General features: G+C 41.3%; 8 protein-coding genes. 6 read left to right on the forward strand and 2 right to left on the reverse strand.

Annotation, left to right across the window (positions count from 1 at the left end; translation table 11 throughout):
* The first annotated feature begins 95 nt into the window (after nt 1-95).
* The 3 genes from SAGCYANO_RS23720 (at nt 96) to SAGCYANO_RS47955 (ending at nt 1,722) form a co-directional block, all read left to right on the forward strand.
* A complete protein-coding gene (locus SAGCYANO_RS23720) occupies nt 96-617 on the forward strand; it encodes a hypothetical protein (protein WP_202222337.1) in 522 nt (173 codons plus the stop codon).
* Between the two features lie 116 nt (nt 618-733).
* A complete protein-coding gene (locus SAGCYANO_RS23725) occupies nt 734-1,528 on the forward strand; it encodes a hypothetical protein (protein WP_202222338.1) in 795 nt (264 codons plus the stop codon).
* Nucleotides 1,529-1,587: 59 nt separating this feature from the next.
* Nucleotides 1,588-1,722: a hypothetical protein gene (locus SAGCYANO_RS47955; RefSeq protein WP_255502676.1), complete on the forward strand. Its 135-nt coding sequence runs from the start codon at nt 1,588-1,590 to the stop codon at nt 1,720-1,722.
* A gap of 89 nt (nt 1,723-1,811) precedes the next feature.
* Here SAGCYANO_RS47955 and SAGCYANO_RS47960 read toward each other — a convergent pair whose 3' ends face one another.
* Together SAGCYANO_RS47960 and SAGCYANO_RS23730 are read right to left on the reverse strand one after the other, a co-directional pair.
* Nucleotides 1,812-1,946 (reverse strand): hypothetical protein, encoded by a 135-nt coding sequence (locus SAGCYANO_RS47960; RefSeq protein ID WP_255502677.1) that lies wholly within the window; start codon nt 1,944-1,946, stop codon nt 1,812-1,814.
* A 386-nt stretch (nt 1,947-2,332) separates the two neighbouring features.
* Nucleotides 2,333-2,536 (reverse strand): hypothetical protein, encoded by a 204-nt coding sequence (locus SAGCYANO_RS23730; RefSeq protein WP_202222339.1) that lies wholly within the window; start codon nt 2,534-2,536, stop codon nt 2,333-2,335.
* A 212-nt stretch (nt 2,537-2,748) separates the two neighbouring features.
* Between SAGCYANO_RS23730 and SAGCYANO_RS23735 the strand changes: the two genes are divergently transcribed.
* From SAGCYANO_RS23735 to SAGCYANO_RS23745, 3 genes are read left to right on the forward strand one after another with little or no spacing between them, the layout of a single operon-like run.
* Nucleotides 2,749-6,249, forward strand: coding sequence for a S8 family serine peptidase (locus SAGCYANO_RS23735; protein WP_202222340.1), 3,501 nt, complete (start codon nt 2,749-2,751; stop codon nt 6,247-6,249).
* Nucleotides 6,250-6,271: 22 nt separating this feature from the next.
* Nucleotides 6,272-6,457, forward strand: a complete 186-nt coding sequence (locus tag SAGCYANO_RS23740) for a hypothetical protein (protein ID WP_202222341.1) — start codon at nt 6,272-6,274, stop codon at nt 6,455-6,457.
* Nucleotides 6,435-13,259 carry a hypothetical protein gene (locus SAGCYANO_RS23745; protein ID WP_202222342.1) on the forward strand — a complete coding sequence of 2,275 codons (6,825 nt, stop codon included), beginning with the start codon at nt 6,435-6,437 and terminating at the stop codon, nt 13,257-13,259. The genes SAGCYANO_RS23740 and SAGCYANO_RS23745 overlap by 23 nt, the downstream gene beginning before the upstream one ends.
* The last annotated feature ends 466 nt before the right edge of the window (nt 13,260-13,725 follow it).

Consider the following 13,725-nt stretch of genomic DNA (forward strand, 5'->3'; position numbering starts at 1 on the left):
CTATGTTAATTCTTCCCTGGGACTGAGTGTTAATTGCCTTAATTGGACTATAAGTCTAGTAGTGTTGAAGTTATCTGAATCTCTGCTTAATATTTATGTCAAATGCTAATTTAACCAACAAAGATATAAATTCCCCTCCCTCCAATCAAGTACCATTGTGGGCAAAAGCGATCGCTCTATTGGCACTTTTGAATCTGACTCTAGGACTATTTAATATTAGTTATGTGCGGTTACGGGACATTTATTTCAGGTATTTACCTGCTATTGTCAGGACTTACGACCCTATAAAAGGCATTGAACCTAATACCCAGACAGATAAGTATGTTGTTACTGTGAATCAATTAGTGGCAAAACTACCAGAAAAAGGACTCCTAGACCAAACTACGAAAGATTTATTAGCTTCCTTACGCAGTCAGAGTGTGGCCTTAATAGAAGATGACCCATTTATCGCGGGTAATAAGTTTGCCACTTTTGCCAAAATTCAAAGACGAATGCGGGAACGAGTGGGGGTTGAATCTACAAAAGAAGCTTTTCTTACTTTCTGGAGTGTGGATTATTTAATGTCAAAAAATGTCATTCAAGAAATTAATTTTTTGAGAATAAAATTAGTCCTTTAATTCGCACTAATTATTTTCGGAATACGGATGTTACTGGTCAGTTTGTTGATGATTTTTGGCGGATAGATATATTTTTTATTGTCTTTTTTGCTGGAGATTTTCTACTGCGTAGTTTAGTGATTTATCGTCAAAACCCACAACTGAGTTTGGTGGATGGAATGTTGCGCCGTTGGTACGATATTTTTCTGTTACTTCCTGTTTGGCGATGGCTGAGAATTTTGCCTGTTACTATTCGTTTGCATCGGGCAAAAATTATTAATTTAGAAAGAATTTTAGCTCAAATTACTCACGAACCTGCTGCTTATTTGGCTGACCGTGTAGCTGAATTTGTGACTTTAAGATTAATCAATCAAACTCAAGAATCAATTCAAAAGGGAGATATGGCGCGGTCTTTATTATCTCCCGAACCGGGAATTAAAATTAATGATGTAAATGAGGTTGAAGTTATTAGTAACCGCCTTTTAGATTTAACTGTTTATAAAGTTTTGCCCAAGATTCAACCACAAATGGAATCTTTATTACACCATTCTTTGGAAAGTGCTATTAAAGAGAATGATTTTTATGAAACTGTACGTCAAATTCCGACTTTGGGACAGTTGCCAGATGATGTGATTAAACAACTATCAAATTTTGTTACTGATGCTACTTATGAAGTAATTTCTTCCTCTTATTCTGACTTAGAAGGTAGGGAACTTTTTGACAGTTTAGCTAAACAATTTCAAGATGCTTTACGCCAAGAACTTCAGGATGAAGCAACATTGCATGAATTACAGTCTTTACTGTCCGATTTGTTGGAAGAAATGAAGTTGAATTATATTCAAAATTCTCAGAAACGAACACCAGAACAAATGATAGATGAAATGGCAAAGATTCAACAGGTTGTAGAAAGTAGTCAAGATGATGAAGAGTAAATTTTGAGAATAAAACAAAAGGCAAAAGGTATAAGACAGAAGGCAGAAGGAAAAATTGCTTGGGGTTTGTAGACACGGAGTGGCCAATCAAACAAGGTAACAACATTGTCGATTTTCAACAAGATTTACAGCAGATTCCACCAAGTGTGAGATACACTTATCGCGGGCAAGATGCCCGCACTATAAACATTTAATTATTAATATCTGTGCTTCATATACGAGCAAATATGTCATTTTCGCTGTCGAAAATCGACAATTTTTTGATTTGCTTGTTCTAGAAAGGTTAACATTCTTCAGCAGCTCGAAAACGTGGAAACAACCTAATAGTCTGCTTGCTAAGGGTGCTTAGAGCGATCGAACAAGATAACAAAATTGTCGATCTTCGACAAGATTTATCTTCACTGTCGATCTTCGACAACTTTTTGATTTACCTGTTCTAAAATTGCATTGGTTATGAATAATAGCAGTAACCGCATTTTTACAGAGGGTGTTTCTACATTTAATCTAATCGTAGGTTGGGTTGACGAAAGGAAACCCAACAACAACAGATACAACTTTTTTGTTGGGTTGCGCTCCGACGCTTAACCCAACCTACGTCTAATTTACTAACTCCCTTATATTGGGTAGTTTGGGCGTTCATTCTCTTTTATTGCGTATGTCGCAATAATACAATGTAATATATTTGTAGTTAAAAATTGATGATTCATTAAACAGCGATCGCTCTATTCAGATATAAACGTTGTAGCTAACAATTAGATCCACCCTAACTCCCTTCTATTGGGTAGTTTGGGCGTTCATTCTCTTTTATTGCGTATGTCGCAATATTACAATGTAATATGTTTGTAGTTGAAAATCGGTTATGGGAGCGATCGCCTTGACAAAACCATCGCGAGTATATGGCGGTTTGCTCCATACATCTATAATGTTGAAATTTGTCTGTTCTAGAATTTTCTTAAGAATTAGATCCCCTGTAGGGATACCTGTGGAGTATCGCAAGCAAATGACCATTTGCTAACCTAGAGCTGTCGCTTCATAAGTTGAGGAGCAAAACGCCCCTACAATATTAAATTTATATTTTTATTTCTAGGGGTTTTCACATAGTAGGACTAAAGTAGAAAAATGCTTTTGCTACTCCCTGCTCCCTAAGCAAAAAGAATTTTGTAGTTTACTTAAATGAAAAATTCTGTAAAAAATATCTACTAATTTCAGAGGTGTAAATCATGGGTTTATTTTGGAATAAAAAAAACAAGCAAAAACAAAATCAATCTACCAAAAAGCCAAGACGTAATACTTTTATCTTAGAAGAAATAATAAGTCCTGGTGTAGTGTCTTGCCCGGCGTCATTAGATGACCCACTGCTTAACTATGAACTTTCAAAATTATTCACAAATCCAGAATTAATTGAGACTATTTTAAATATTACTCCTCCGGAAGATATTACTAATTTAGAAGCCGGAATTTTCTGGGAAGATTATTTTGATAACATCGAGAAATACTTTGCAGAAAATCCCGCAGCACTTGATACTTTTAATATAGATGATATATCTACTTGGCCGACTCTGGAAGCGTTAATAAATTCTGGGCAGCCACCAATAAATATTCCTGATGTTGGTGGTGCATTTGATACTTTACCTCCTCCGGCTATTGTGCCAGTAGACCCGCCGAGAAATAATTCTGGTGATGGGAAAACTAATATTAATCCTAATCCACCTTTACTGACAAATACTATTCCAGATATTAATCTAACGGCGGAAAATTCCTCGCAAGTTATAGATATTTCAGAATTATTTACTGTTCCGAGTGGTGGGAATGTTGAATATAAAGTTATTAGTTACGATGGTGAACTTCTCAATGTTAATTTGCAAGATAACCAATTATATATAGAGGCACTACCGAAAACTGGAGAAAGTAAAGTTACGATTCAGGCGACTTCTGAAACTGGCGGAATTGCTACTCATACTTTTAGCGTTTTTAATAATTATGTCGCTCCAGAATCTTTGGCAACTATTAATAGTGGTTTGGCAGATTTACAAAATATTATTGATGCTAATTCTGGGAATTTATTGGCTGCTTTGAATGATGATGCTGGGGCAGTTTATGCCGATAAGTTGATGGGAACTTTGGCGGAAAATCCAGAAATTACTCAACTTTTGACTTCTCCAGAAAGTCTGAATAATTTAGGTTTAGATAATAGTAGTGTGGCGACTTTACAACAACTATTGGAGAGTCAAGAATTAGGTAATGAATTTGGTTTAGATGTACCTCTTGGGGAAGCTTTGAGTCAGCCAGACTCCAGAATATTTGACAATTTCTTGCTGAATTCTGATGAGGCAATTTCTCTGTTGCCGGATAATGCGAAACAGCCAAAAGTTGGATTTATCGACTTTACCCAAGATAATCATATTCAGCAGGTTAGAAACACTTTTGCTTCGGTTAACCCCCTGGCAAAGCATAAATCTTTTAAAGTCAGGGGTGGCAACTGGGCATCTCAACTTGTGAAATTTGTGGATAAGGTGAAACGGGCGGGGGAAAGTCGTGGTATTGCTAATCTCTCTTTTGACTTATCTCAACTGGATGATGTTGGTGTAACTACTCGGTATGAGTTAACTTCGGCGGAACAAGAAGCGATTAAATATGCCCGCGATAATAATGTTTTGTTGGTTGTGGCGTCTGGAAATACGGGCGGTGTGATGTCTGCTTTGGGGCAAGCAAGTCAAGAGTTTGACAATATTATTACAGTGGGGGCGGTAAACCAGTTTGAGTCGAAGGCTGATTATTCTGGTTATGGGGATGGGTTGACTTTGATGGCTCCTGGGGGAACTTGGCAGGACGACCCTAAAGCTTTTGTGGGTACTTCCAAGGCGACGGCTTATGTGAGTGGTGCTGCTTCTTTGGTTTGGTCTGCAAATCCAGATTTGAGTTTTCAGCAGGTCAAACAATTATTAATAGATACGGCAGCAGATTTAGATGTACCTGGATGGGATGCTCGGACTGGTGCGGGGTTGGTGGATATTAAAGAGGCAATTTATCGCGCCCCGTTTATAGAGCCTCAAAATCCTGATTTTTCCCTACAACCGAATATTGGGCAGCCATTCAGTGGGGAAGGGCGAGTTAAAACTTTGGCGCGACCTGCTTCTTCGGGAACTGAGGCGGTTATTCAGCAACTGCAAAATACTCAGGAAAGGTTGCTCGACCAGTGGGATGTTTTGCTAGACTTGGGCAACCCATTGACGGATCTGCCAGATTTGAAATCTGAAGTTGCAGGTCAGATAACTGAGGCGTTGGAGAAGTATCAGCAAGTTAGTACGGATGCTGAGATTACTACTACTCAAGCGCAACAGTGGGTGGAAGCTTTGGCTTTGGCAACTCAACATTATCAAATTGAGCAGGGGCGACTACAGGCACTTTTTGCCAGACAACAGGAGCTTGAGGAACTGTTGGCAGGGTTTGGGGAGGAAAAATCGGCTTTAGAAACTGAAACGCAACAGTTATTGGCTGGAATTAGGGAGGAAATTGACCGAGCAAAGTCTGATGTGGCTGATGCACGGGCAAAATTGACTAATCCTTTTGCTAATGTGGATGCCAATTTACAGACAAATTCTCAACCTTGGTTTGATGCAGCAGGAGTTCAGGAGCAGCAAGCTAATAATTTCCGGCAACAAGCGGTTGGTTTGGCTGCGGAAAGTCAAAATTATCAGGCGACGGCTAATAGTATTAATCCCACACGATGGCAAGTTGTTGGGCGTGAGTCTGGTCGAAGTGGCCGTAGTAAGGAAATTTGGGGATGGGGTCAAAACCCGCAGTTGGTGAAGCAGAAGAATCAAAATCAATGGTTGGCTAGTATTACGGCTCAAAACAGTCAATTTTTACAACAGTTGGCTGGGCAAACGGAACAACAAGCTGCTGCGTTGAAGCAATATGGTGAATTTTTAGATAACAGGAAAGAGAATTTAACTGTTGGTTCGGGTTCGACTGGGGATGCTGCAAAAGTCTTACATTTGTTACAACAGCAGGCAGCTCAAAAACAAGCTTTGGCTAATAAGTATTTCCAGCAATCTAATATTGCAGAGCAACAACGAAACCAAAGTCAGAATCTGGCAAACCATCACAATAGTCTGATTAATCGTTGGGAAGTTGTGGGAACTAAGCGCAAGCGTTCGGGTAAAACTGAAAATGTTTATGGTTGGCGACATTATCCGGAACATATTGCCCCCAGAGACCGCGCCCAACAATTGGCAAATGAAGCTAATGCACGACGGCAAATGTATGCTCAGTTAGGACAGCAAGCACAACAACAGGCTGATGTTTTAGCGGAGCAAGGGCGAAAGTTACAGGAAAGGTTGAGAGATTGGCCTGTGTTGAAGCAGGGTATTGAGTATGAAATTTCTGCTGATGAATTACGTCTTCAGGCGGAAAAAGATTTATTGGCAATGTATGACCCGGTGCAGGAGCAAAAGTTGGAAAGGTTGAATTTGTCTATTGCTCTAGCTGAGACAGAATTACAAAGGCTCATTGGGGAAAGGTTGCCCGACCAACAAAAATTAACTGATGCGACGGAGGAAAGGTTACTAGAAACTCAGTCTGAGGTGGAGGAAATTCAGGCAAGGCGTTCGGAAGCTCAGAGTAATTTGCAAAATTTCCTGGAAACTGCTGGTTTTCTGTTGCCTTACCGGGAACGTTTGACTGCTGTGGAAAAAAACTATTCAACAGTTGGAGGATGAAAAGTTACACATTGAGGAAACGATGCAACAACTAACTGTTGCTTTGCTGCAAACCCCAAGTGAGACTTTGACTCAGCAACTCAATGACTGGCAAAATTATTTGGAAACTATAACGTTGGAGTTAGACTGGGCAAATTTACAGAAAGACCAGTTAGCTCTGGCAGTTGCAGACTCCCCCGGAAAGGTTGGCTATTTCTTCTCTAATTGAGGAATTGCAGGCTGCTAAAAATTCTACTATTGCGGATAACATACCAGTAGAGCAGTATCTTGATTTTCTCTATGATGTTGAGGGAAGTGGGGCGAATTTCTTGGAAGGGTTCGATAATTTAGAGCAACGTCTTGCTAATGCTGAGACGGAAAAAGTTCAGGCGCAAGAATCTCTGGGCAAACTCTATGATGAGTATCGCAACCTTGGTTTACAGAAAGCAGAGTTGGTAGATAATCAAATTCCGGCAAAAGAAAATCAGATTGGGGTAAAAGAGCTGGAGATTTCGGGAACTGAGGAGGCGATCGCTCAAACTTATGAGAGTTTAAATTCTTTGGAAGGTCAGTTAACTCAGACTGAAAATGCTCGGGCAGCAAAAGCGGGTAAAATTCAGCAGCAGGAAGTGGTTATCGCTGAAACTCAGGGGCAAATTACTGATATTAAGAATCAAATTAGTGCTAAGGATGCCGAAATTCAGGAACAGCATTCTGTTGCGCAAGGTTATCAAAATCAAATTAATCAAGCTTATGCTGTTGCTAACCATCACGAACAACAACGGCAGTATCATCAGAATTCTGCTAATTATTGGAATGGAAGAATTCGGACTTGGGGAGTTGTTGGTCATCAGCGACAAGGAAAACGAAATGTTCCTATCTACGGTTGGGTTCACAACCCACAAGCAGAAGCAAACCGCAACGCTCATCAAGCAGCAGCTAATAATGCAGCCCAACAGCGAGATGTAGCAACCGTACAAGCACAACAGTTGAATGCTAGCTTGCAACCGCAAATTGCCATAACCCAAGAGCAAATTAACAAACTCAACCAAGAAAAACAACCTCTAATTCAGCAACAGCAAGCATTACAAAACGAACTTGCCAACCAACAAGCAACTTTGCAACAACAACAACAACAACTAGAAACTATTGGCCAACAGTTAAACGCTCTAGAAACTAACATTCAGCAAGAGCAACAAAAAATAGAAAGTTTAAATAACCAGTTGCAACAACAGCAACAGGAGTTAGACCTATTAAACGGCGAATTAAATAATCTCCATCAACAAGTCTCGCTCCTGGAAAAACAACTAATCGACAAATACCGCGAAATAGAAATCACCAACAATTATCTGTCGCAAGTCGAAGGAGAAATAAATCGCCTCGATAGTCGCCTAGAGTTGCTCAACAGGGCTGGAATCTTTCAACAACAATATCAAGATAATTGGCAACAATGGCAAACAGCCAATCAAACCCGAACCAATGCTACAGAAGCATTAATCGCCATCCGTCAAGCAGGAGCAAGCGATCGCTCAACTTTAGCATCCCTACAAACCCAATTAACTCAAGCCCAAGAAAGTCTAGATGAAGGAAAAATCCTCCAAGAATCTCTTACTGATACTCAAAAATCACTCGCACTCAGCCAACTACAACTAGCAAATCAACACTTGCTATTGCGCAGCCTCATTGACCGCGATCCAGATATGGCAGCAACACAGCAATATTATGCCAACTTAGCCACACAAAGCCAACAACGAATCTGGGCTAACAACCGCTATAACCCTGGTGAAGCATCAGCTTATCGCGCATATTTACAGCAAGCTTCTTTCATTGCAGACCAACGCAATAAAGCCTGGCAGCAACGACAACAAGCTCAGACAAGAATTGGCGAACTACATCAACAGATAGGCCAACAGCAGACAGAAATTAACAGTCAACAACAACAGTTAGCAAATCTGGGAGATATTGCCCAACTACAGACGCAAGTAGACAATATTAATGGTCAGATAAATACAGTTAACCAACGTTTACAGCCATTACAAATTCAGGAAAATCAACATACTCAAACTATTGCTGCTGCTGAAGCTCAGATGCAAAACCTTGCCACAGAATTAGCGCAAACAGTTCAACTTCAGGGAGATGCTTTACGTCAACTCGTTGGCTTTGGCATTCTGGCGTCTGAATCCGATGTTGATTTCTTCCTAACACAAGTCGAGCCACAAGTCAATAGTTCCATCCAACAATTACAGGAGCGGGACACAGCATTAACCGCCCAGGTAGAAAATGCCAAACTGCGGACTGCCAACGCCGAACAACAATTAGCAAATGCCACCGATGAAACCAGCAAACAAGCACTGACTAATTTAATAGAACAGTTGCAACAGCAGGAGACCAACCTCGAAGAATTGAAAACACAAAATCAGCAAGCTGCTGACGAACTAGAAGACTTATTAAATCAGGCTAATGCTGCTCTGACACCATTGCGCCAACAACAAGAAATAGAAATTCGACAAAAATTAGACAGCAACTATAAACGTTTACAAGCATTAGAATCTCAGTTAAATTCCGAAAATGCAGCCGAAACAGCACAAGAAACTAATACGGTACAGAATTACGTCCAACTCACAGACCAAATTCGCCAAGACTTGACCAATAATGCCAGCAATTGGACCGAACAATTATTAGCAGGTCATCAGCAAACAAAAGAATTGGGTAACAGTCAGCAGAATTTATCTAAATCAGTTGATGAATTGATTGATTATATTACTGGTAATTTGGCTGACCCCGATGGGGAATATAACCGCAGTGAGGCAAACTTAAGGGATGGCATTACTACCTTGGGAGTTGTAGAAAGTCGTGCCGACGAATTGGATAGTAGCGTTACTTCTACAGAGGATGCCATTGAAAAGTTGAAATTGCGGATAGAACAGGATGCGAAATTGTGGGAAGAAATTGCTCCTATTGCCATTCGTTATGGAGTTGAGTCCCAAGAATTAGCAGATTATCTTGCAACACCAGGAGATGAGAAAACTCGGCGAGCAGCATTTTTAGCCAAATATCCCGATAACGGTACAGCAGTCGATCTACTCACAGCAGCAACATTACAAGGAAACACTCCCAATACAGAAATAGCCCAACAGTTAAATACAACTAATCCAGATGTTATTCTTAATGCCAATGCTGTAGAAGGTCGCAACCCACTGCAAGCTTTATACGATAAAGCAAAAGCAGAAGAGGCAACCCATACAGCACAAGGTCATTCGCTTTTAAGTCAAGCAGCATGGTACGAACAACAAGCAGCATATCATTGGGCGCGGAGTCGGAAAAATGGTCCTACATGGTCAGAATGGCGTCGGGTTTGCAGTCGCAAGTGGACTGGAAAGAAAAAATGTCGGAATGAACTTGTCACACATACAGACCATCATTGGGTTACTTGGAGAAACTACTCGCAAATATTTCCCCAACTCCGACAACAAGGAACTGACCATCTTGCCGAAGCAGATAAATGGCGGAAAGCAAAAGAACGCCTCGAACCTCTGAAAAATCAGTGGGTTGAAGCCAACGATGCAGCCAATGAAGCTCACCCTGCTGTCAAAGAAGCTCGTAATTTATTTGCCGAACTCGAAGCAGCACGGAGCGACATTCCTCAAGCGCAAACTCAGTTAGAACTTTTTGAAGAACTATTACCCACCCTCCGACAACAACTAAAAGAAGCAGAGGCAGAAGCAAAAGCACAAAATGCCAAAGTTAAACAACAGTGGCAAGAATACGATACCGACTCCGCAGAATATCGCGCAGCAGTTGCCGATATTTTAGAACGTCGGGGCGAACTCAATCAACAAGCCATCCAAACTCAACAACAAATTGCCGAATCTGAATTATGGGTAGAACGTCAGAGCGTCGTATTGAGTGAAGAGTTGGCAGCAGTGCAACAACTTACCACAAACCTGCAACAACAGCAACAGGAAAATGAGCAAAAAATTAACGAGCTGGTCGCCCAAGGTATTACCACTGGTTTAGACGACCTCAACACCAAAAACGCCCAGATAGAAAAATCCTTGCCAATGCTCGTCAACAAAGCAGCAGTGTTAACCGCCCAAAAAACCGCCCTCACTCAAAAACGTACCCTGCTAACCGCCCAAAACGAAGTCATTCTCGCCGAACAACGACTGCTGGATGCCTACATCAACGACCCCGATGGCGATACCAGCAACCTAAAACAACAATTACAAGATGCACGGGAAGCTCTAGCAGAAGCCCAACGTTTAGCCGAACAAGCCGAAAAAGCCAGTCAGGCGTTAACAGAACCCCTGCAACAACTCAAAACCGACCTGCTCCTCCAAAATGACCAACACTTGCAAGCAGCCAGAGAACATCAAGAAATTCTCCGCGCTCTCGTAGAAGCTACCCAGTCCAATGCCAACTATACCGTGCAATTAGCACAAAAACAGCAACAAGTCAATGATTTAGAGTTCCAAATTCTCCAACGTTTGCAGACTGTCGCCGATGCTGGCTATCACGAAGCCAAACATTTATTAGACGTGGCCAAATATAACGACATTGCGACCGCAGCCGAAATTTATTACCGCGACTACGACGACTTAGCAAGCGACAAAGGTAGTAGTAGTGCTGGAGGTTTAGCGCGTCCCGAAGACCGGATATTAGCAGACCGCTACTACAGGGAAATGCTCCATAACCGGGAATTACAACGTCGTGCCCAAGCACAAGCAGATGCGTTCCGGCGGGCAAAAGAAACCGCCCAAGCACAGATGCAGACATTACAAACACAACAAGCAACCGCCCAACAAATATTGAATGAGTTAAATGCCAAAGTTGCAGAAACTCAGGCAGAGCGGGAGCAAAAACAACAGGAGTTAGCAGTTGCCAAAGCGCGGTTAGACGGTATTACCCGCATCCGCGAACAAACCGAACAAACCTTCATCCACCTAGTCACCATCGAACAGTTGAATCTAGCTCAAGCACAGTTAGAGCAAGAAATTGCCCAAAACAGAGAGGCAGAAATAGATGCAGCAGTGGCAGCGCGACAAGAGCGAGACCGACTAGAATTAAAACGCAAGCGTTTAGAAACTCAAGCACGGATAGAACACCTGCAACAACTGCAAGCAGAAGAAGACTTGAGACAAAGTTTGAATCAAGTGCGCGGTAGCGTAGGTTTGGATAACCTGGAGGCAACCGAAAACCAGGCGCAATTACAAACACAACTCGCCGGACTACTAACCAACCTGCAAAACCTAGAAACCAACCAACCAGAATTACCCGATGATGTCAAAGCATTATTAGCAGAAGCGCGGGGCGATATTCATCTAGCATTGCAAGGCAAAGAAGCTGAGAATATTCAGGAAAATCTCTTGACTGCAATGGATGGTTTGATTGGGCAAATAGAGCAGTACAAAACAGAGATTAACCGTATCGACTTAGAGGAACAGTTGGATACTCAATTGTTGCAGCAAGCAGAATCAGACTTGCAAGGTGCTTCCCGGAAATTGTTGAAAGAATTAGAGCGATCGGGCGACTTGTTAGAAGAGCGGGATGTTATCGATCCTTTGTATTTGGAAGTGTTGAATAAAGTTGCTTTAGCAGAGCAAGCGGTTGATATTTCCGAAGACTTGGCACAGCAGTCGCGGGGGATATTGGAGCAAATTATTGAGCAACGTATTGCCCAACGGAAAGCGCGGAAGAAAGCGTTTTGGAATGAGCTATTGGGGGTAGTTTCCACTGTGATTGGTATTGTTGGAGCAATTATTAGCTTTACACCTTTAGCTCCTATAGGCTGGGCTTTAAGTGCTGCCAATGCAGGAATTAGTGCTATCCAAGCTGCCATTAATGGCGACTGGGCTGGAGCAATTTTTGGAGCAGTAATGGGTGGCTTGAATGCAATGACTGCTGGCTTTGGCAACGTACTCAGTCAAGGAGCAAAGACAGCAATACAAGGATTAACTTCTATTGCTAAATCAGCTTATGAAGGGGTGCGTTCGATTCAATCAGGTGAAAGCATTCTGGGTTTTCTGCAAATCCTTGGTGGTGTTGCTGGTGCCGCAAGCAGTTGGATGAAACCTTTCATCAACAAATGCTCTACTATAACTAAAAAGCTCATGCTTCAAGTATTCAAGAGCCTAGAAAAAGCCCCAGTTCAAATCTATAAGGGCATTAAAGGTATAGAAGAAGGAGATTTATTGGCGGGAATTAGTAATATTTTTAATGCTGCTATTTCCATCGGTCAAAATTTTGCAGGTGTATTTAATCAGACTGCTGTTAAAGTTTTGGATTACTTGGGTAGTGCTGGTAATACAGTTTTGGAATTAGGGAAGGCAATTGAGAAAGGAGGGATTCATGGTTGGTTGAATGGAATTGGTAATATTGCAAGCATCTGGAATGATAAGGCAAGTGACATTGCAAAATTTATTCAGTGCGAGTTCTGTCTGAGCGATAAGTTTCACAAAATTTTTGTTAATACGGTGAAGGTACTATCAAAAGCACCACAGAAGATTAGTAAGGGGATTCAGTCAATAGAAAAAGGTGAGTGGGTAGATGGCATTGGTGAAATATTGAAAGCTGCTATTAGTTCAGCTAAAACCTACGCTAAAGATACTTTTGCAGATCCCCTAGTTAATGCAATAGAAAATGCTGGTTATACTGCTATAGCTGTTAGCAAGGTTATTGACGGTGCTACTGATGGGTTGAAGGGATTACAAAAAGGTGCTGGTAAGGCATGGAAAGACCTTAAAGAGGGATGGGAAGACGATGTTAAGAAGTATAAGTTAAAGGAACACTTTAAGGCAGTTGCCAAAGACTTAAAGAAAGATATAGAGGAAATAGAAGGCTATCAAGATATCAAAAAAGCTGATGGTCTTAAGGAGCTATACAATGCTATAACAAATTGGGATACCTATGAACAGATGTGGGAAGGTTTATGGAATTGGGCGAACTCAGAACTAAAATCAGAAGTGAAAGCTTCTTTCCTAGACCTTCTCAGCACTTTGAACCCTAACAATAATAGGCCAGTACGACCATAAATATTTGTAGCATTCTCCAAACCTTGTAGGGGCGAACGGCCGTTTGCTTCGCATAACTATCGTTAACGCCCCTACAGATTACCTAACTATCCCCAAATATAAACTGGTCAAATAACAGCCAATACCAAGTAGGCGATCGCTCCAGTTAACTACTTTGTTGGGAAGTACTGGCATATATCCCCCCAACCTCCTAGAAAAGGGGGGCTTTCTGGAGAAAGTCAAAAACAATTAAAATTATGTTGCAACTCTTGTTCCCCCCTTATTAAGGGGGGCTAGGGGGGATCTCTAGAGTGAATCGCCTAGTAACTACTCAAAACAACCAATACAAAGTAAGCGATCGCCTCTCTAATAACAACCTTACACAAAAAAAGATTTATGATTTTTAGCAACTCTATTAAAGTGGAAAAACCACCATAAAATCTCCGATAATCTTCAGGTATTTACCCAAACTTAAACTGAAAAAACT

Source organism: Okeania sp. KiyG1, assembly GCF_014132355.1.
Classification (GTDB): Bacteria; Cyanobacteriota; Cyanobacteriia; order Cyanobacteriales; family Microcoleaceae; genus Okeania.

Coding starts and splice junctions, on each gene's coding strand:
- SAGCYANO_RS23720 (WP_202222337.1), top strand. CDS start 96: ATGTCAAATGCTAATTTAACCAACAAAGATATAAATTCCCCTCCCTCC.
- SAGCYANO_RS23730 (WP_202222339.1), bottom strand. CDS start 2,536: ATGGTCATTTGCTTGCGATACTCCACAGGTATCCCTACAGGGGATCTA.
- SAGCYANO_RS23735 (WP_202222340.1), top strand. CDS start 2,749: ATGGGTTTATTTTGGAATAAAAAAAACAAGCAAAAACAAAATCAATCT.
- SAGCYANO_RS23740 (WP_202222341.1), top strand. CDS start 6,272: ATGCAACAACTAACTGTTGCTTTGCTGCAAACCCCAAGTGAGACTTTG.